This window comes from Microbacterium sp. NPDC055599, assembly GCF_053618975.1.
Window position 1 is genome coordinate 1 of record NZ_JBSHIM010000013.1, and the last position, 20,472, is coordinate 20,472.

Annotated in this window: 13 protein-coding genes; 11 read left to right on the plus strand and 2 right to left on the minus strand. The window is 72.0% G+C overall.

The window, feature by feature from the left end:
• Window positions 1-232 precede the first annotated feature (232 nt).
• The 6 genes from ACWGQ1_RS13395 to ACWGQ1_RS13420 are packed head-to-tail and all read left to right on the plus strand — an operon-like array spanning window position 233 to window position 6,596.
• Window positions 233-2,518, plus strand: coding sequence for a carbon starvation CstA family protein (locus ACWGQ1_RS13395; RefSeq protein WP_206253430.1), 2,286 nt, complete (start codon window positions 233-235; stop codon window positions 2,516-2,518).
• Window position 2,519: 1 nt separating this feature from the next.
• Window positions 2,520-2,765, plus strand: a complete 246-nt coding sequence (locus ACWGQ1_RS13400; protein ID WP_205812761.1) for a YbdD/YjiX family protein — start codon at window positions 2,520-2,522, stop codon at window positions 2,763-2,765.
• 32 nt (window positions 2,766-2,797) lie between these two features.
• Entirely contained in the window at window positions 2,798-3,994 is a 1,197-nt protein-coding gene (locus ACWGQ1_RS13405; RefSeq protein ID WP_452313117.1) for a histidine kinase, read from the plus strand.
• A gap of 9 nt (window positions 3,995-4,003) precedes the next feature.
• On the plus strand, window positions 4,004-4,723 hold the full coding sequence (locus ACWGQ1_RS13410; RefSeq protein ID WP_136030081.1) for a LytR/AlgR family response regulator transcription factor: 720 nt from the start codon (window positions 4,004-4,006) through the stop codon (window positions 4,721-4,723).
• Window positions 4,720-5,142, plus strand: a complete 423-nt coding sequence (locus ACWGQ1_RS13415) for a heavy metal transporter (protein ID WP_452313118.1) — start codon at window positions 4,720-4,722, stop codon at window positions 5,140-5,142. The genes ACWGQ1_RS13410 and ACWGQ1_RS13415 overlap by 4 nt, the downstream gene beginning before the upstream one ends.
• Window positions 5,139-6,596: a sodium/solute symporter gene (locus tag ACWGQ1_RS13420; protein ID WP_136030082.1), complete on the plus strand. Its 1,458-nt coding sequence runs from the start codon at window positions 5,139-5,141 to the stop codon at window positions 6,594-6,596. Before ACWGQ1_RS13415 ends, ACWGQ1_RS13420 begins: the two co-directional genes overlap by 4 nt.
• Window positions 6,597-6,720: 124 nt before the next feature.
• On the opposite strand, the gene ACWGQ1_RS13425 is transcribed toward ACWGQ1_RS13420, so the two are convergent.
• Together ACWGQ1_RS13425 and ACWGQ1_RS13430 are read right to left on the minus strand one after the other, a co-directional pair.
• On the minus strand, window positions 6,721-7,638 hold the full coding sequence (locus ACWGQ1_RS13425; RefSeq protein ID WP_136030085.1) for a pirin family protein: 918 nt from the start codon (window positions 7,636-7,638) through the stop codon (window positions 6,721-6,723).
• Window positions 7,635-8,066, minus strand: a complete 432-nt coding sequence (locus ACWGQ1_RS13430; protein WP_136030086.1) for a GNAT family N-acetyltransferase — start codon at window positions 8,064-8,066, stop codon at window positions 7,635-7,637. Before ACWGQ1_RS13430 ends, ACWGQ1_RS13425 begins: the two co-directional genes overlap by 4 nt.
• Before the next feature lie 95 nt (window positions 8,067-8,161).
• Between ACWGQ1_RS13430 and recQ the strand changes: the two genes are divergently transcribed.
• From recQ to ACWGQ1_RS13455, 5 genes are all read left to right on the plus strand, one after another.
• The gene (gene recQ, locus ACWGQ1_RS13435) at window positions 8,162-10,189 is read left to right on the plus strand and encodes a DNA helicase RecQ (protein WP_241115053.1); all 2,028 of its coding nucleotides are present in this window, start codon (window positions 8,162-8,164) and stop codon (window positions 10,187-10,189) included.
• A gap of 137 nt (window positions 10,190-10,326) precedes the next feature.
• Window positions 10,327-12,393 (plus strand): acyl-CoA dehydrogenase family protein, encoded by a 2,067-nt coding sequence (locus ACWGQ1_RS13440; protein ID WP_447652695.1) that lies wholly within the window; start codon window positions 10,327-10,329, stop codon window positions 12,391-12,393.
• 134 nt (window positions 12,394-12,527) lie between these two features.
• A complete protein-coding gene (locus ACWGQ1_RS13445) occupies window positions 12,528-13,574 on the plus strand; it encodes an NAD(P)-dependent alcohol dehydrogenase (protein WP_206253428.1) in 1,047 nt (348 codons plus the stop codon).
• A 130-nt stretch (window positions 13,575-13,704) separates the two neighbouring features.
• Window positions 13,705-14,274, plus strand: a complete 570-nt coding sequence (locus ACWGQ1_RS13450; RefSeq protein ID WP_136030094.1) for a DNA-3-methyladenine glycosylase I — start codon at window positions 13,705-13,707, stop codon at window positions 14,272-14,274.
• A gap of 146 nt (window positions 14,275-14,420) precedes the next feature.
• Window positions 14,421-20,471, plus strand: a complete 6,051-nt coding sequence (locus ACWGQ1_RS13455) for an Ig-like domain-containing protein (RefSeq protein WP_452313119.1) — start codon at window positions 14,421-14,423, stop codon at window positions 20,469-20,471.
• The last annotated feature ends 1 nt before the right edge of the window (window position 20,472 follow it).

Genomic DNA, 20,472 nt, shown 5'->3' on the forward strand with positions numbered 1-20,472 from the left:
CCCGGGTGAGCGGGGGAGCGCCGGACACGGAAGCGTGACACACGGCCGCACGACGGACACCCGTCGTGCGGCCGTGCCGTCGTTGCGGCCCATCGCCCGCCGGGGTACCGCGGGCGTCCGTTCATCGCGTGATCGACACCGCTCGTCGCACCGTCCGCCGATCGGCGCGCGACCGCGGGGCGGGCTTCCTAGCGTGGGAAGACGCAATGATGCGTCCACCGAGGAGAACCCCATGACCGCACCTTCGTCGCGCCGCCGCGACGGCGCCGGGCTCGTCGACGACGAACCCGTCATCGAGACCGACCCGACCCTCCCACCCGTCGCCCTCTCCGCCGAGCACGAGGCGAAGAGCCGCCGCTGGACCCTGCCGAAGATCCTGCTCTGGACGGCGATCGCCCTGCTCGGCGGCATCGCCTGGGTGATGCTCGCCATCGTCCGCGGCGAGACCGTGAACGCGATCTGGTTCGTGTTCGCCGCCGTCTGCACCTACCTGATCGGCTACCGCTTCTACTCCAAGGTCATCGAGCGGTACATCACCCGCCCCGACGACCGCCGTGCGACCCCGGCCGAGGTCAAGCAGGACGGCAAGGACTACGTCCCCACCGACCGCCGCGTGCTGTACGGCCATCACTTCGCCGCGATCGCCGGCGCCGGTCCGCTCGTGGGCCCCGTGCTCGCGGCGCAGATGGGCTACCTCCCCGGCACCATCTGGATCATCGTGGGCGTCGTGCTCGCGGGCGCCGTGCAGGACTACACGGTGCTCTTCTTCTCCATGCGCCGTGGCGGTCGCACGATCGGCCAGATGGCGCGGCAGGAGCTCGGCAAGATCGGCGGCACCGCGGCGATCATCGCGTCGCTGCTCATCATGCTGATCATCGTCGCGATCCTCGCGCTCGTCGTCGTCAACGCCCTCGGGGAGAGCCCGTGGGGCGTCTTCTCCGTCGCCATGACCATCCCGATCGCCCTGTTCATGGGCGTGTACCTGCGCTACCTGCGGCCCGGCAAGGTGACCGAGGTGTCGATCATCGGCTTCGTGCTGCTCATGTTCGCGATCATCGGCGGCGGCTGGGTGGCCGGCACCGAGTGGGGGCAGGCGATCTTCCACCTCGACCGCACCACGATCGCGTGGGGCATCATCGTCTACGGCTTCATCGCCGCGGTGCTGCCGGTGTGGCTGCTGCTCGCGCCGCGCGACTACCTCTCCACGTTCATGAAGATCGGCGTGATCGTGATGCTCGCCGGCGCCATCGTGCTGGTGCGCCCCGAGATCTCGGTCCCCGCGATCAGCGTGTTCGGTGAGAACGGCATGGGCCCGGTGTTCGCAGGTCCGCTCTTCCCGTTCCTGTTCGTGACGATCGCGTGCGGAGCGCTGTCCGGCTTCCATGCGCTGATCGCCTCCGGCACCACGCCCAAGCTCGTGGAGAAGGAGCGGCAGACGCGCTTCATCGGCTACGGCGGCATGCTCATGGAGTCGTTCGTCGCGATCATGGCCCTCGTCGCCGCGATCTCCATCGACCAGGGCATCTACTTCGCCATGAACGCGCCATCCGCGGCGACCGGCGGCACGGTCGAGGGCGCTGTCGCGTTCGTGAACTCGCTCGGGCTGACGGGCGTGAACCTCACCCCCGACATGCTCACCGGCACGGCCGCCGCGGTCGGCGAGGAGTCGATCGTGTCCCGCACCGGTGGCGCCCCGACGCTCGCGCTGGGCCTCGCGCACATCATGCAGCAGGCCCTCGGCGGTCAGGCGCTCATGGCGTTCTGGTACCACTTCGCGATCATGTTCGAGGCGCTGTTCATCCTCACCGCGGTCGACGCCGGCACCCGCGTGGCCCGGTTCATGCTGCAGGACTCGATCGGCGCCTGGTTCCCGAAGTTCCGTGACGTGTCGTGGCGCCCCGGGGTGTGGATCTGCACCGCGATCATGGTCGCCGGCTGGGGAGCGATCCTCATCCTCGGCGTGACCGACCCGCTCGGCGGCATCAACACGTTCTTCCCGCTGTTCGGCATCGCCAACCAGCTGCTCGCCGCGATCGCGCTCGCCGTGGTGCTCGCGATCGTCGCCAAGCGCGGCCGCAGCTACTTCCGGTGGCTGTGGATCATCGCGCTGCCGCTCGCGTTCACCGCGGTCGTCACCATCACGGCCTCGCTCTACAAGATCTTCTCGCCGGTCCCGGCGATCGGATACTGGGCGAACCACTTCCGCTACCGGGAGGCGCTGAGCTCGGGAGACACCGCGCTCGGAGAGCCGCAGGTGCTGGAGGCGGTGATCCGCAACACCGCGGTGCAGGGCACGCTGTCGATCATCTTCGTGGTGCTCGCGATCGTCGTGATCGTCATGGCCGTGATCGCGACCGTGAAGGCCATCCGCCACGGCGGCGGAGAGAACACCGAGGACGCCCCCGTGGCCTCCCGGCGCTTCGCCCCCGCGGGCTTCCTCCCCGACGCGGAGGAGCGCGAGCTGGAGAAGCAGTGGGAGCCGATCCTCGCCGAGGAGCGCGCGGCCGCGCGGCACTGAGATGACCGACACCGTGCATCGGACGGATGCCGCGACCACCCCGCTGCGGGCGCTGTGGAGCGCCCTCGGCCGGGCCGGGCGCGGCATCCGCTGGTACATGACGACGCTGATGGGCGACACCGCGTACGCGACCTACGTCGCCCATCACCGCCGTCACCACCCCGACGAGGAACCGTTGACCGAGAGGCAGTTCTGGCGGCAGCGCATGGACGACCAGGACCGCAACCCCGGTGCCCGCTGCTGCTGACGCCCTCCGTCTCGCGTCCCTAGGCTGAACGAATGAACGACGTCGTCCTCGCCGCGGTGCTGGGGGTGCTCGGCGGCATCGCGCTCACCGTGCTGCTGCTGCTCGCCCGCCGGTTCGCGCGGGGTGCCGCCGACCTCGGCAGTGACGCGGAGCAGGGAGCCCTGCGGGCGCTGCACCAGGCGAGCCTCGCCGCCCCGCACCTGCGCGGCGGGCTCGCCGGGCCCGATGCGGTGAAGGCGGCGCGGCACCTGCGGGTGCTGCTGGGCAGCGCCGCGGTCGCGATCGTGGGCACCGACGGCGGCGAGGAGTCCGGCGTCGTGTCCTTCGACGGCGCCTCGGACGGCTTGGAGTCGGCCGCGCGCCGCATCGCCGAGCGGGTGCGGGCGAGCGGTCGGCGGCAGGTGTTCCCCGCCCCGGCGAAGACCGACGACCTGGAGGCGGTGGGCGCCCCGATCGTCGTGGACGGGCGAACGATCGGCGTGATCGTGGCCTTCGCGTCGCCCGTGCGCGCGGCCCTCGTGCGCGCCGCCGAGGAGGTCGCCGACTGGTGCGCCGCACAGGTCGAGCTCGGCGGGCTCGACGCCTCCCGCACGCAGCTCGCCGAGGCGGAGCTGCGGTCGCTGCGGGCGCAGATCTCCCCGCACTTCATCTACAACGCCCTCACCGCGATCGCCTCGTTCATCACGACCGACCCCGACCGCGCGCGCGACCTCGTGCTGGAGTTCGCCGACTTCACGCGCTACTCCTTCCGCCGCCAGGGGGAGTTCACGACCCTCGCGGAGGAGCTCGGCAGCATCCACTCGTACCTGGAGCTCGAGCGGGCCCGCTTCGGCGACCGGCTGCGGGTCACGCTGCAGATCGCGCCGGAGACCCTCGCCACGGTCATCCCGTTCCTGTCGGTGCAGCCCCTCGTGGAGAACGCGGTGCGGCACGGGCTCGAGCCGGGGGAGGGCGGCGGCGAGATCCGCCTCACCTCGCGCGACGACGGCACCCACACCGAGATCCTCGTGGAGGACGACGGCGTCGGCATGGACCCCGACGGGCTGCGGTCGCTGCTCACGGCGCGCGAGGACGGCTCCCACGTGGGGCTGCGCAACGTCGACACGCGCCTGCGACAGCTGTACGGCAGCAGCGGCGGACTGGTCGTGGAGACCAACACGGGCGCGGGTACCCTGGTGCGCATGCGAGTCCCGAAATCGCAGCCCCTGCACGACCCGGACGACGACTGAGGAGCCCGGATGATCGACGTCCTCGTCGCCGACGACGAGCAGCCCGCCCTCGACGAGCTGGTGCACCTGCTGCGCTCCGACCCGCGCATCGGCGAGATCCTCACCGCGACGAGCGGAGCCGACGCCCTGCGGCAGCTGTCGCAGCGCGCCGTGCGTCTCGCGTTCCTCGACATCCACATGCCCGGCCTGCTCGGCACCGACCTGGCCCGCGCCCTCCTCGGGCTCGCGGAGCCGCCGGCTGTCGTGTTCGTCACGGCCGACGAGGCCCGCGCGGTGGAGGCGTTCGAGCTGCGCGCGGTCGACTACCTCCTCAAGCCGGTGCGGCGGGAGCGGCTGCGCGGCGCGATCGACCGCGTGGATCAGGCCGCCGATCCGACGAAGGGCGACGACGAGGTGCTGTCGGTCACGGTCGGGTCGACCGTGCGGTTCGTGCGGCGCAGCGAGGTGCGGTGGGTGCGGGCGCAGGGCGACTACGCGCGACTGCACACCGACGACGACGACCCCGGCCAGCTCGTGCGGATCCCCATGGCGGAGCTCGAGGCGCGGTGGGCCGACGCGGGGTTCCTGCGCATCCACCGCTCGACGCTCGTGCGCACGGCCGCCGTGACCGAGGCGCGGCTGTCCGGGGGAGAGCCGACGGTGGTGGTCGGCCGCACGGCCCTCCCGGTGAGCAGACGGCTCGTGCCCGCGGTGCGGGAGGCGCTCGTGCGCGGTGAGGCGCCGGCATGACCGGGTCTCCCGAGCGTCGGGCTCCGGAGCCCGCGGCGCGCGGTGCGGGGGAGCCCGCGAAGCGCGTGCGGGTCACGGCCGACCTCCCGCCTCGCGGCCCTGCGGCTCTCACGCGCGGCATCGCGCTGCCCGGGGCACCGGTCGACGAGGCCGATGCGGTGTACGCCAGGGCGCTCCAGCGCAGTCAGCTGCGGCTCGCGCTCGGCACGGTCGCCGGGTTCGTGGTGGTCGTGGTCGCGATGACCCTGGCGATCGCGCTCGTGCCCGAGATCGACCGGGTCGTGCTGTGGGGCCTGCCGCTGTCGTGGCTGCTGCAGGCGTTCGCGTTCTACCCGGTCATCGTGGTGTTCGCGCTGCTGTATCTGCGCACGGCGGTCCGCAACGAGCGCCGCTACCGCGCCCTCCGGGACCGCGAATGAACGCGCTGCTCGACCTGCTCGGGGTCGCGCTGGTGGTGATCGCCACGCTGCTGATCGGCGTGTACGGCCTGCGGGTGTCGCGCACGACGAGCGACTTCTTCGTGGCGTCGCGCACCGTCCGGCCGGTGTGGAACGCCTCGGCCATCAGCGGCGAGTACCTGTCGGCCGGCACCTTCCTCGGGCTCTCCGGACTCGTGCTGCTCGACGGCGCGCGCGGCTTCTGGTTCCCGATCGGATACGCGGCCGGGTACCTGCTGGTGCTGGTGTTCGTCGCGGCCCCGCTCCGGCGCAGCGGGGCCTACACGATCCCGGACTTCGTGGAGGCGCGGCTCGGGTCGGCCTCGGCGCGACGCGTCACGAGCCTCGCGGTGCTGGTGATCGGGTGGCTGTACATCGTGCCGCAGCTGCACGGCGCCGGCATCACGCTGGTCGTGGTCGCGGGGTTGCCGGAGTGGGTGGGCGCCGTGACGGTCGCGGTGCTCGTGGCGGCGTCAGTCGCGGCGGGCGGGATGCGCGCGATCACCTTCGTGCAGGCGTTCCAGTACTGGCTCAAGCTCACGGCGCTGCTGGTGCCGGTGGTGTGCATCGCCTTCGCGCTCGGCGGCGGACCGCACGCGTTCGACCCGGCGCTCGTGTTCCCCAGCGAGGCGGGCCCGTCCGGCTTCGACGCGTACGAGACCGCGTCGCTGCTGCTCGCGCTGCTGCTGGGCACGATGGGACTGCCGCACGTGCTGGTCCGCTTCTACACGAGCCCGACCGGGGCGTCGGCGCGGCGGACGACCGTGATCGTGATCGCGATGGTCAGCGCCTTCTACGCCGTGTCGAGCGCGATGGGGCTGCTCGCCCGCATCGCCGCTCCCGACCTCGCGGTGCCGGGGGTGGCCGACACGGTGGTGCTGCAACTGCCCTCGCGCGTGTTCCCCGGACCGGGCGGAGAGCTGCTCACGGCGCTCATCGTCTCGGGCGCGTTCGCGGCGTTCCTGGCGACCTCGGCCGGGCTCGTGGTGTCGCTCGCGGGAGTGATCAGCCAGGACGTGTTCTCCGGGTCCGTCCGCTCGTTCCGTCTCTCCGCGGTGCTGTGCGCGCTCGTGCCGCTCGGGGTCGCGCTGCTCACGGCGCCCGCGGGGCTCGTGTCGAGCGTGGGCGTGGTGTTCGTGGTGGCCGCATCGACGCTGTCGCCCGTGGTGCTGCTGGGCGTGTGGTGGCGCGGGCTCACGGCCCGCGGGGCGGTGGCGGGGATGGTGTGCGGCGGCGTCGCGACCGGGCTCGCGCTGCTCGTGCACGCCGTGATCGACGGGGTCGGGGTCGCGGCGCCGTACCTCGCGCAGCCCGCGGCGTGGACGATCCCGCTGGCCACGGCCGTGACGGTCGCGGTGTCGCTGCTCGATCCGCGCGGCCCGTCGCCGCGCACGGACCGCTTCCTCGCCCGCGTGCACACCCCCGAACGCGGCTGACCGGAGGGCCGAGGACGTGCGGGATCACGCCGTGGTGGCCGGGGGTCCGCGCGAGCGCCTGAATCCGAGCGTGCCCGTGCGGGTCAGTCCGTGCGGGTCAGAGGTGCGGGTCAGAGGGTGCGGGTCAGAGGGTGCGGGTGCGCGGCAGGAGCCGGACGGGCGGGAGCGGCGGCGCGGGGATGCGCACGTCGTGCCCCTCGACCACACCGAACCGCGGGGACGCGGCCTCCCAGTCCTCGCGGGCGGCCGCGATCTCGTCGTGCGTGCGGCCGGCGAAGTTCCACCACATCACGATGTCCGACTCGAACGGCTCGCCGCCGAGCAGGAACAGCAGGGCGCCCTCGGTGCTGGTGACCTCGACCTCCGTGCGCGAATCGCCGAGGTACACCAGGGCGTTGCGCTGCATGGTGTGCTCGGACAGCGCGGCCTCGCCCTCGACCAGCAGCAGCGCGTGCTCCCACTCGGACCGCAGCGGCAGGCGCACGGTCGACCCGGCGGGCAGGACGACCTCGGCGCCCACGATCGGGGTGTGCACGGTCGCGGGGGAGCGTGTCGCGGCGAACTCGCCGAGCACGACGGTCGCCGTGGCGTCGGGCCCCTCGGTCGCGGGCAGCTGGATGGTCGGCAGGTCGGTGTGGCGTTCGAAGCCGCCATCGCCGTGCCGCGCCGACTCGGGCAGCACGACCCAGAACTGCAGCGCGTCGAGCGGGATCGGGTCGTCGCCGACGGAGTACTCGGAGTGGGAGATGCCGTTGCCGGCCGTCATCAGGTTCAGCTGCCCGCGGCGCAGGTCGGCGTCGCTGCCGAGCGAGTCGCGGTGACGGATCTCGCCGACGAGGGGCCAGGTCACCGTCTGCAGTCCGATGTGCGGATGGGGTTCGACGCGCATGCGGGTGTCGGCTGGTCCGAAGCGGTCGAGGAAGCACCAGGCGCCGATGGTCGGCAGGTTGCGGTGCGGGAGCACGCGCAGCACCGTCATGCCGCGCACACCCCCGAGCGGCACGTCGCGGGGCTCGAGGACGAGGCGGCGCTGCCCGATCATTCCGCCCGTCCGGTGGGATCGTCGTCGGAGCCGCCGGCGGACTCCCGCGGAGCCGACTCGTGCTGCGCCGACTTCTCCTGCGCCGACTCGTCCTGCACTGCGGCGTCCGGTGCCGCCGCGCCCTGGACCTCGGCGGGACGCTGCGGCCAGCGGATCTCGGCGCCGGGCACCTCGTGCGTCTGCAGGTACTTCGCGATGTAGGGGCACAGCGGCACGATCGCGTCGCCACGCCTCGCCGCGTCGGCCAGGGCCTCGGCGGCGAGCTTCCCGGCGAGCCCCTGACCCTGGAACGCCGGGTCGATCTCGGTGTGGATGAAGCGGATGGCGCCCGGCCTCAGCTGGAACTCGGCGAACCCGGCGAGCACGTCGTCGGAGCGGATCTCGTAGCGGGAGGCCTCGTCGTTGCGGGTCACGGAGATGTCGGTCATCGGGTGCTCCTTCGGGGTCTGGGTCCAACCTAACCCCGGTCGCGGTGGTGGGGACGGCCGCTGCCCGTGTCGGCCGGGGTCGTTACGCTGGAGGCATGCCGCAGACTCCCCGTGACCCGTACGAGGATCTGCCCTACGCCGACGAGCCCTGGGGCGACGGGTGGGAGCCGTCCGCGCCGCCGGAGCCGATGGACTGGGAGCCGCAGGGCGCGGGGTTCGAGCCGCCGCTCGACTGGGGCCCCGGTCCCACCACGCCGGTGACCGCGTCCCGTGCGCCGGCCGCGCCGGCCGTGCGCCGCGCGACGCCGAGCCGCTTCCCGACCGCCCGCGAGGCGCTGCACACGGTGTTCGGCTACGACGACTTCCGCGGCGATCAGGCCGCGATCGTCGAGCAGGTCATCGGCGGCGGCGATGCGGTCGTGCTCATGCCCACCGGTGGCGGCAAGAGCATCACGTACCAGGTTCCCGCGCTCGTGCGCGAGGGCACGGGCCTCGTGATCAGCCCGCTCATCGCCCTCATGCACGACCAGGTCGACGCGCTGCGCGCCAACGGCGTCAAGGCCGCGTACCTCAACTCCACGCAGTCGATCGACGAGCGCCGCGAGGTCGAGCGGGCCTACGTCGCGGGCGAGCTCGACCTGATCTACGTCGCCCCCGAGCGGCTGTCGAACGCGAACACCACGGCCCTGCTGCAGCGCGGCACCCTCAGCGTGATCGCGATCGACGAGGCGCACTGCGTGTCGCAGTGGGGCCACGACTTCCGCCCCGACTACCTCGCGCTGGGCGACCTGGGCGACCGATTCCCCGGCGTGCCGCGCATGGCGCTCACGGCCACCGCGACCCGGGCCACGCACAAGGAGCTCACCGAGCGGCTGCACCTCGACCGCGCGCAGCACTTCGTCGCGAGCTTCGACCGCCCGAACATCCAGTACCGCATCGTCCCGAAGGTCGACCCCCGCACGCAGCTCGTGCAGTTCATCCGCTCGCAGCCCGAGGGTGCGGCGGGCATCGTGTACGCGCTGAGCCGCAAGTCGGTCGAGCAGACCGCGACCGCGCTGGCGGCGAAGGGCATCGACGCGCTGCCGTACCACGCGGGGCTGCCGGCCGAGGTGCGGGCCGCGAACCAGTCGCGCTTCCTGCGGGAGGACGGCGTGGTGATGGTGGCGACCATCGCGTTCGGCATGGGCATCGACAAGCCCGACGTGCGCTTCGTGGCGCACATCGACCTGCCCAAGTCGGTGGAGGGCTACTACCAGGAGACGGGTCGCGCGGGTCGCGACGGCGAGCCGTCGGTGGCGTGGATGGCGTACGGCCTCGGCGACGTCGTGCAGCAGCGCCGGCTGATCGACCAGAGCCCCGGCGACCGCACGTTCAAGATGCGCATGGGGCAGCACCTCGACGCGATGCTCGCGCTGTGCGAGACGGTCGAGTGCCGACGGCAGAACCTGCTCGGGTACTTCGGCCAGGAGTCGCAGCCGTGCGGCAACTGCGACACGTGCCTCGACGACACCGAGACGTTCGACGGGCTGATCCCCGCGCAGAAGCTGCTGTCGACGATCGTGCGCCTCCAGCGCGAGCGCAATCAGGCCTTCGGCGCCGGGCACCTGATCGACATCCTGCGCGGCGCCTCGACCGAGCGCATCCGCCAGCAGGGGCACGACCGCCTCGCCACGTACGGCATCGGCGGCGATCTGTCCGACCAGGACTGGCGCAGCGTCGTGCGGCAGCTGCTCGCCCGCGGCATCCTCGTGGCGCAGGGCGACTACGGCACGCTCGCGCCGGGAGAGGCCGCGGCCGGGGTGCTGCGCGGCGAGACCCCGGTGCCGCTGCGCAAGGACACGATCGGCCGCGCGACCTCGACCCCGCGCGCCCGCAAGGCCAGCGCCGCGGACGCGCTCGATGCGGGCGACCGGGAGCTGTTCGAGGCGCTGCGGGCGTGGCGGGCCGAGACCGCACGCGAGCAGGGGGTGCCGGCGTACATCGTGTTCGGCGACGCCACGCTGCGCGCCCTGGCCGAGCACCGCCCCGCGTCCGCCGCTGACCTGGAGGGCATCACCGGCATCGGCGCGAAGAAGCGCGAGGCCTACGGCGACGGGGTGCTCGCGGTCATCGCCGCGAATTGAGGCCCGGCTGTCGCGAGCCGACAAGCCGGACGGGGCGCGACCCCCGAGGCTCTTGGAGGAAGGAGACAGCGGAGTTCTCCCCGGTTTGTGGCACACCTACCATGGAGGCACCGTCACTTCTCCGAGGAGGAACCCCCATGGTCGACGCTGCCGTCCGTCCTTCCACCGCCCCCGACGAGCCCCGTCGCGAGACGGAAGCTCCGCGCATCGATGTCGCCGCCGTCACCGACGCCCTGATGGGCACCTGGGCCGACGTGCGCCGTGAGGCCCGCGAGATGATCAAGGACCCGGCGTTCTGGCGTCAGGACGAGCTGGGCAAGGACGAGCACCGCGAGCGCGTGCTCAGCCAGCTGCACCTGCTGGTGGAGAACAAGGCCGTGCACCGCGCGTTCCCGAAGCGCTTCGGCGGCGAGGAGAACAACGGCGGCAACATCGCCGGGTTCGAGGAGCTCGTCGCCGCCGACCCCAGCCTGCAGATCAAGTCGGGCGTGCAGTGGGGTCTGTTCGGCTCGGCCATCCTGCAGCTCGGCACGGCGGAGCACCACGAGAAGTGGCTGCCCGGCGTGATGGATCTGTCGATCCCCGGCGCGTTCGCGATGACCGAGATCGGCCACGGCTCCGACGTCGCGGCGGTCGGCACCACCGCGACCTACGACCCGGAGACGGAGGAGTTCGTCATCCACACGCCGTTCCGCGGCGCGACCAAGGAGTACCTCGGCAACGCGGCCCTGCACGGCATCGCGGCGACCGTGTTCGCGCAGCTCATCACGAACGGCGTGAACCACGGCGTGCACTGCTTCTACGTGCCGCTGCGCGGGGACGACGGAAAAGACCTGCCGGGCATCGGCCGCGAGGACGACGGTCTCAAGGGCGGGCTGAACGGCATCGACAACGGACGGCTCTCGTTCGACCGGGTGCGCATCCCGCGCACGAACCTGCTGAACCGGTACGGCGACGTAACCGCGGACGGCACGTACACCAGCGCCATCGACAGCCCCGGCCGCCGCTTCTTCACGATGCTCGGCACCCTGGTGCAGGGGCGCGTGTCGCTCGACGGCGCCGCGTCCTGGGCGTCGGCGCTCGGCCTGTACATCGCGGTCACCTACGCCACCCAGCGCCGCCAGTTCGACGGGGCGGACGGCCAGGAGGTCGTGCTGCTCGACTACGGCAAGCACCAGCGCCGCCTGCTCCCGCGGCTCGCGACCACGTACGCGCAGATCTTCGCGCACGACGAGTTCCTGCAGAAGTTCGACGGCGTGTTCTCCGGGCGCACCGACACCCCGGGCGACCGGGAAGACCTGGAGACGCTCGCCGCGGCCCTCAAGCCGCTGTCGACCTGGCACGCGCTCGACACGCTCCAGGAGGCGCGCGAGGCGTGCGGCGGGGCGGGCTTCATGTTCGAGAACCGGCTCGTCGGCCTGCGGCAGGACCTCGACATCTACGTCACCTTCGAGGGCGACAACAACGTGCTCCTGCAGCTCGTCGGCAAGCGTCTGCTGACCGACTACGCCAAGCAGTTCCAGGGCAAGGACGCGGCGTACCTCGCCCGGTACGCCGTGGGCATGACCGCGGGGAAGGTGTTCCACGGTGCGGGCCTGCGCCAGCTCGGCCAGGCCGTGAGCGACTTCGGACAGGTCGCCCGTTCGGTGGAGCGCGGGCTGCGCGAGGAGCAGCAGCACGACCTGCTCGCCGGTCGCGTGCAGCAGATGGTCGCGGACATCGCCGGGCGGCTGCGCGCCGCCGGGAAGGACAAGACGCTCGGCGCCGAGCTGTTCAACCAGAACCAGACCGAGCTGATCGAGGCCGCCAGGGCGCACGGCGAGCTGCTGCAGTGGGAGGCGTTCACCGACGCGGTCCACGCGATCGACGACCCGGAGACGCGGAAGGTGCTCACGTGGCTGCGCGACCTCTTCGGTCTGCAGCTGATCGAGAAGCACCTGGCGTGGCACCTCATCCACGGACGCCTGTCGACGCAGCGCGCCGCCGCCGTGTCCAGCTACATCGACCGGCTGTGCGCCCGGCTGCGTCCGCACGCGCTCGACCTCGTCGACGCGTTCGGGTACGAGCCCGAGCACGTGCGCGCGCCGATCGCGAGCGGGGCCGAGAAGCAGCGTCAGGATGAGGCCCGTGCCTACTACGCCGATCTCGCGGCGTCTGGTCGGGCGCCGATCCAGGAGAAGGCGCTGAAGAAGCAGAAGCGCTGACGCGGTTCGCCGTTCACCACCCCTCGATCCCGCCCGGATCCGCCGCGATCCGGGCGGGATCGTCGCGTCCGGCGCCGTGTTCTGAGGAGGTGGGAACGGGCGTAGTCTCGGCAGGTACCGACCAGAGGAGCACCATGTCGTCCGTCATCGCCTACGCCGCCCCCGCCGAGGCCGCCCCGCTCGAGAAGACCGTGATCGAGCGCCGGGAGCTGGGGCCGCACGACATCCTCATCGACATCGCGTTCGCGGGCATCTGCCACTCCGACATCCACACCGTGCGCGGCGACTGGGGCCCGCAGCAGTACCCGCTCGCGCCCGGGCACGAGATCACCGGCACGGTCGCGGCGGTGGGCTCCGAGGTCACGCGTCACGCCGTGGGCGACCGCGTGGGCGTGGGGTGCCTGGTGAACTCCTGCGGCGAGTGCCGGCAGTGCCGCCGCGGCGAGGAGCAGTACTGCGAGAACGGCGCCATCGGCACCTACGGCGCGGTGGACCGCGACGGCACGATCACCCAGGGCGGCTACGCGCAGCAGGTCGTGGTGACCGAGGGCTTCGTGCTGCGCATCCCCGACGCGCTGCCGCTCGACGCCGCGGCGCCGCTGCTGTGCGCGGGCATCACCACCTATTCGCCGCTGCGGCACTGGAAGGTCGGCCCCGACACGCGCGTGGCAGTGGTGGGCATGGGCGGACTCGGGCACATGGGGGTGCAGATCGCGCACGCGCTGGGTGCCGAGGTGACCGTGCTGTCGCAGACCCTGTCGAAGCAGGACGACGGCCTGCGGCTCGGCGCCGACCGCTACTTCGCCACGAGCGACCGCGAGACGTTCCGCGAGCTGCGCGGGTCGTTCGACGTGATCCTCAACACCGTGAGCGCCGCGATCGACCTGCGCTCCTACCTGGGGCTGCTCGACGTGGACGGCACGCTGGTGTGCGTGGGCGCTCCGCCGGAGGCCCTGTCGGTGAACGCGGGCTCGCTCATCGCGGGGCGTCGCTCGATCGCCGGGTCGAACATCGGCGGCATCAGGGAGACGCAGGAGATGCTCGACTTCTGCGCCGAGCACGGCATCACCGCGCAGATCGAGGTCATCCCCGCGTCGGCGATCAACGAGGCGTACGAGCGCGTGCTCGCCTCCGACGTCCGCTACCGCTTCGTGATCGACGCCGCCACCTTCGCCGCCTGACCGCCTTCCGATCCCGCGCGACAGCTCCGTGCGGGATCGGGAACCGCGCCGCGGAGGGGTCGGGGAGGCCCGCCTTCCGATCCCGCATCCGGCGTGCGTGCGTGTCGGCGGTCGCCGGTAGCGTCGAGTCATGACCTCCCTCCTGATCGGCCCCGACCTCCGCGCGCGCTGCGCGTGGGTGGGCGACGACCCTGAGTACCGCCGCTACCACGACGAGGAGTGGGGCACCGCGCTGCACGGCGACCGGGCGCTGTTCGAGAAGATGGCGCTGGAGGGGTTCCAGGCCGGACTCTCCTGGATCACGATCCTGCGCAAGCGTCCGCGGTTCCGCGAGGTGTTCGCGGGGTTCGAGCCGGAGGCGGTCGCGGCGTTCGACGAGTCCGATGTCGAGCGGCTGATGGGCGACGCCGGCATCATCCGCAATCGCGCCAAGATCGAGGCCACGATCGGCAATGCGCGCCTCGTCCGTGCGATGGCGGAGGGGGAGCTCGATGCGCTCATGTGGTCGTTCGCCCCGCCGGCGACCGGCGCCCGGCCGAGCTCGTTCGCCGAGGTCCCGGCGGTGACGCCGGAGTCGACCGCGCTGAGCAAGGAGCTGCGGCGCCGGGGCTTCCGGTTCGTCGGACCGACCACGATGTACGCCCTGATGCAGTCCGCCGGGATGGTCGACGACCACATCGCGGGGTGCTGGCGGGCGTAGCTCCGGCCGAGTGGGGGAGATCTCCCCATCGAGCGATATTCTGCGACGTGGTTAGGATGTAGCAGTGTTCCGTGGGCCGTCGTGCCGCGGTGGAGTCAGTGTGAGACGACCCTGGGGGGGAACCGGGTATGAAGGCGTTGTCGTGGATGCGCGCGCGACCCAAGACGCTGGCGTCCGCCGCCGGGGTCACGGTGGGTGTGATCGCCCTCACCACGATGGCCTTCACGTATGAGGGCTTCCCCACCACCAAGGTCGACCTGAACGACGGCGGCGTCTGGATCACCAAGACCTCGAGCCTGCTCGTCGGGCACTTCAACCACGAGTCCACGATCCTCGACGGCGGGCTGCGCACCACCAGCGAGGACTACGACATCCTGCAGGACGCGGCGAACGTGCTGGTCGTCGACGAGAGCGCGTCCACCGTGACCGCGGTCGACCCGGCGCGCGTCTCTCTCGGCGACTCCGCGCTCATCCCCTCCACCGCGAAGGTCGCGCTCGGCGCGAACACCGCGGCGATCCTCGACCAGGACTCGGGCGACCTGTGGGTCGTGCCGGTCCGGGGCATCAACGCGTTCGAGATCGAGGCCGCGGAGCCCGTGGTCGAGCTCGGCGACGACTCCGACGTGACGGTCGCCCAGGACGGCACCGTGTTCGGGCTGTCGGGCGAGCGCGGCGAGGTCGTCACGGTCCCGGTCGACCCCGAGGGCGCGCCGCTCGACCCGTCCGCCGCGTCGGTGGGCGAGCTCGACCTGTCCGAGCGTCCGTCGATCACCGCGGTCGGCCGCACGCCGGTCGTGCTCGATGCGGCCGCCGGCGTCGTGACGAGCCCGGGCGGCTTCCGCACCGAGGTTCCGGGCGCCGCCGACGCCGTGCTGCAGCACGCCTCCGCCGAGACCGACGCGGTCGCCCTCGCCACGCCCTCCGCGCTGGTGCGCGTGCCGTTCGACGGCGGAGAGCCCGAGGAGACCTCGGCGGGAGCCGACGGCACGGCCGCGGCCCCCGTGTGGCTCCGCGGCTGCACGTATGGCGCGTGGGCGGGCTCGGCCACGTTCATCCGCGAGTGCCCGGGCGATGGCAACGACGTCAACGCCCCCATCGACGGCGCGGAGGACTCGTCGAGCCTCACGTTCCGCGTCAACCGCGACGTGATCATCCTCAACGACGCGGTCGGCGGCGCCGCCTGGCTCGCGAACGAGAGCCTGCAGCGCGTCGACAACTGGAACGACCTGACCCCGCCCGAGGGCGAGACCGAGAACCAGGACGACTCCACGGAGGAGACGGTCGAGACCACGCTGCCCGAGCGCAGCGAGGAGAACACCCCGCCCATCGCGGAAGACGACTCCTACGGCGTGCGACCCGGCGCGACCACGCTGCTGCCGGTGCTCGACAACGACAACGACCCCGACGGCGACGTGCTGGTCGCCGCGCTGGCCGAGGCGCAGCCGGGCATCGGCACGGTGCAGCCCATCAACAACGGCGGGGCGCTGCAGATCGCGGTCGACGAGAAGGCGTCGGGCACGGCCAGCTTCACGTACGAGGTCGACGACGGCCGCAAGGGCAAGGACACCGCGGTCGTCACCCTGACCGTGCGCGACTGGAGCGAGAACGCCGCGCCGGAGCCCAAGCGGAAGACCTCGCTGGCGGTGGAGACCGGCGGCACGATCTCGTACAACATCCTCCCCGACTGGATCGACCCCGACGGCGACGACATCTACCTCAAGGAGGTCATCCCCGCACCGGGCGACGAGGTCGACTTCAGCCGCGACGGGCAGATGACGTACAAGGCGACCGCGAGCCTGCAGGGCCGCAAGGACGTGATGGTGACGGTCGCCGATGCGACCGGCGAGTCCACGTCCGCCACGATCGCGCTCGACGTGCGCCCGCAGGGCTCGACCAACCCGAAGACCAACGCCGACCACGTGGTGACCCGCGCGGGGGAGCCGATCACGGTCGCCCCGCTCACGAACGACACCAGCACGAGCCGGGAGCAGCTGCGCCTGAGCCGCGTGCTCGACACCGCGGGCGCCACGATCCAGCCCGACTTCCCCAACAAGACCTTCACGTTCCTGGCCCAGAACCCGGGCGTCTACTACGTGCAGTACCAGGTGACGACGGGGCCGAAGAACGGCGAGGGGCTCGTGCGCGTCGACGTGATGCCCGAGTCTGAGACCGACCTGCCGCCGGTCGCCGTGCGCGACGTGGCACTGCTGCCCACCGGCGGCGACGTGCTGCTGGGCGTGCTCAACAACGACACCGACCCCGCCGGCGGCATCCTCGTGGTGCAGTCCGTGTCGATGGACCCCAGCACGGGCATCTCGGTGTCGGTGCTGAACCACGAGACCCTGCGCATCACCGACCAGGGCGCGCTCGACGAGCCGGTGCGCATCGGCTACCGCATCTCGAACGGCTCGAAGTCGGCCGACGGCGAGGTCGTGGTCATCCCGATCCCCGCACCCGACGAGATCCTGCCCCCGATCGCCAACCCCGACACGGCGACCGTGCGCGCGGGCGACGTCGTGACGATCCCCGTGCTCGACAACGACTCCCACCCGAGCGACGACGTGATGCACGTCGAGCCGGAGCTGGTCGAGACGGTCGACCCGGAGGACGGCGAGGCCTTCGTGTCGCAGGACGAGGTGCGCTTCAAGGCGGGCACCGAGCCGAAGACCGTCTACCTCACGTACGAGGTGGCCGACTCGCGTCAGCAGAAGGCCGCCGGCTACGTCACGATCCAGATCCTCCCGGTGGACGTGGAGAAGAACGCCGCCCCGCGTCCGCAGGACCTCACGGCCCGTGCGCTCGCCGGCAGCGAGGTGAACATCGCGGTGCCGCTCGACGGCATCGACGCCGACGGCGACTCGGTCGAGCTGCTGGGCATCGATTCGAGCCCGCGCAAGGGCCGCATCACGACCGTCGGACCCAACTACTTCACCTACGAGGCCGGCTCCGAGTCGTCGGGGGTGGACACGTTCACCTACCGGGTGCGCGACCGCCTGGGCAAGGAGGGCGTCGCGACGATCCGCGTGGGCGTCGCTCCGGCCGAGCAGATCAACCAGCCACCGTACGCCGTGAAGGACGCCGTGGTCGTGCGGCCCGGCCGCGAGATCGCCGTCCCGGTGCTGGCCAACGACTCCGACCCCGAGGGCGATAAGGTCTCGCTCGTGAAGGACGGGCTCGAGGTGCCGGAGGGCCTGGAGGGCCGCGTCTCGGGCGACCGCGTGATCGTGAAGGTGCCCGACCGCGAGATGGAGACGTCGCTGCAGTACACGGTGAGCGACGCCCGGGGTGCCACGGCCACCGCGACCCTGCAGATCACGGTCGACGAGGACGTGCCGCTGCAGGCGCCCGTCGCCCGCGACGACCGGCTCCAGCCGTCCGACCTGAAGGACGGCGGGCTCTCGGCCGACCTCGAGATCCTCAAGAACGACGAGGACCCGGACGGCACCAAGGACCGGCTCGACGTGGAGGTGGGCGCGGGCGGCACGCTGCTGGAGAACGGCAAGGTGCGCGTCACCGTCACCGACGAGCTGCAGCTGATCCGCTACACCCTCACCGACCCGGACGGCCTCCAGGCGTCCGCGTTCATCTTCGTGCCGTCGCGCGACGGCCTGCGCCCGACTCTCACCTCCACCAAGCCGGTCGAGGTCGTCAGCGGCGAGACCAAGGACCTGCCCCTGTCGGAGTACGTCACGGTCGCGGGCGGCGGCGACGTGCGCATCACCGAGAAGGCGAAGATCAGCGCCAACAACGCGGACGGCTCGGATCTGCTCAAGGACGCGAGCACCCTGGTCTACACCTCGGCGCCCGGCTACTTCGGCCCCGACGCGCTCACGTTCGAGGTGACCGACGGCGACGGCCCGGACGACCCCGAGGGGCGCAAGGCCACGCTGAGCATCCCGATCAACGTGCTGCCGCCGGAGAACCAGCAGCCCACGTTCATCGGCGGTCAGGTCAACGTCGCCCCGGGTGAGGACGCGACCCCGCTCGACCTCGCCGCCCTCACCGACGACCCCGACCCGGAGGACGAGGGCAAGCACGAGTACTCCCTCGTCGGCGGAGACGGCAAGGGCATCTCGGCGCGCATCGACGGCGACCGGCTGCTGGTCGAGGCGTCGTCGAACGCCAAGAAGGGCACCAGCGCCTCGCTCACGATCCGCGTGTCCGACGGCGAGACCGAGCCGATCGAGGGCACCGTGACCGCGACCGTCACGGCCTCCACACGGGCGATGCCCGCCGCCAACACCGACACGATCTCCGAGGCCGACGCCGGGAAGACCATCACGGTGCCGGCACTCGCGAACGACTTCAACCCGTTCCCGGAGACCCCGCTGAAGATCGTCGGCGCGGTGACCGAGTCCGGTCGCGGCGAGGCCTCGTTCACCGAGGACGAGGTGCGCGTGACCCCGGCCGAGGGCTTCGTCGGCACGCTGGTGGTGCGCTACCGCGTGCAGGACGCGACGGAAGACGTGGACCGCGAGGTGAACGGACAGATCGTGGTCACGGTGCAGGACGTACCGGCGGCCCCGGGCACCCCGGTCGTGACGAGCGTGCAGGACCGCACCGTGGTGGTGTCGTACTCGGCCCCGTCGAACAACGGCGCCGAGATCACGAAGTACACCGTGAAGTCGGTCGGCGGCGGCGCGTACTCGAAGGAGTGCGCCTCCACCACCTGCACGCTGGACGGCCTGACCAACAACGTCGAGTACACGTTCCAGGTGACCGCGACGAACCGCGTCGGCGAGTCCGAGCCGTCGGGCGTCTCCGAGGTCGCGCGTCCCGACGCCCGGCCGGACACCCCGAACCCGCCGACCCTCGACTTCGGCGACAAGTCGCTCAAGGTCGCGTGGACGACGCCGACGACCCCCGGCTCTCCCGTCGAGCGGTACACGCTCGAGATCTCCCCCGCGCCGCCCTCCGGCATCACGCAGAAGGAGGCCACGGGCAACTCGCTCACGTGGGAGGGGCTGGAGAACGGCTCGAACTACCAGGTGCGCGTGCAGGCGCACAACCGCGCCCCCGACCCGTCGAGCTGGAGCGGCTGGTCGGCCTCCGAGATCCCCGCGGGACCCCCGCTCGCGGCCGGCGCTCCCTCCACGAAGGAGCTCGAGCCGGTGTCGGGCCAGGCGCAGATGCTCGTGAGCTGGAACCCGCCGGACAAGAACGGCGACGCGATCCGCGGGTACGAGCTCCAGGTGATCTCCGGAGGCCAGACGGTCCGCACCCTCACGCCGGGCGCGCAGGCGACCAGCCAGGCCGTGACCGTGCCGACGTCGGAGTCCGCGTACACGTACCGCATCCGCGCCTACAACAAGGCCGGCTGGGGCGAGTGGAGTGCGCCGTCGGCCCCGCGCCGCGGTGTGATCGCGCCCGGAGCGCCGACCAGCCTGACGGTCACGGCCGAGCTCGACAGGGCGCTCGACATCTCCTACCGCCAGGGCTCGCGCAACGGCGCCAAGGAGAGCGAGGTCACGTACCAGTACCGGCTCAACGGCGGCAACTGGAACACCCTCTCCGGCACCCGCATCGGCGGTCTCACGAACGGCCAGAACTACCGCATCGAGGTGCGGGCGGTCGCGACCGTCGACGGCGTCACGTACGCCGGGGCCGTGTCGAACTCCGCGACAGGGAACCCGTACGGTGCACCGCATCAGCCCGGTGCGAGCGCGAGCGGTGGTGCGACCCAGGTGGAGCTGCGGTGGAACGCCAGCGGCTCCCCGAACGGCCGCGACATCAAGGTCGTGCAGATCAGCATCGACGGCGGCGGCTGGGAGAACGTCGGCATCTCCGGTTCGCGCACGGTCGGCAACGGCTACAACCAGGGCCACAGCATCCGCGTGCGCGCCCAGGACGCCGCGGGGCAGTGGACGCCCGAGAACTCGGCATCGGCGAGCTCCGGCCCGCCGCCCGCGCCGCGCGCCTGGGTCAGCCGAGGCACCGCCGGCTACTGGCCGGGGCAGTGCACCGACGGCACGTGCGCCAAGTTCGTCGTCAACACCCAGAACTTCCCCGCCGGCACCTACCAGGTGTGGTGCAACAGCAACGCGCCCACCGCGGGACCGCGGTTCGCCGGCGGCAGCAGCTGGTACATCCCCGCCAACGGCGCGGTCGAGCTCGGCTGCTTCCACGGTGCGGGCGGCCGCGGCTACGAGGTGTGGGTCACGATCGGCGGCACCGACTACGAACGACGCCCCTGGTAGC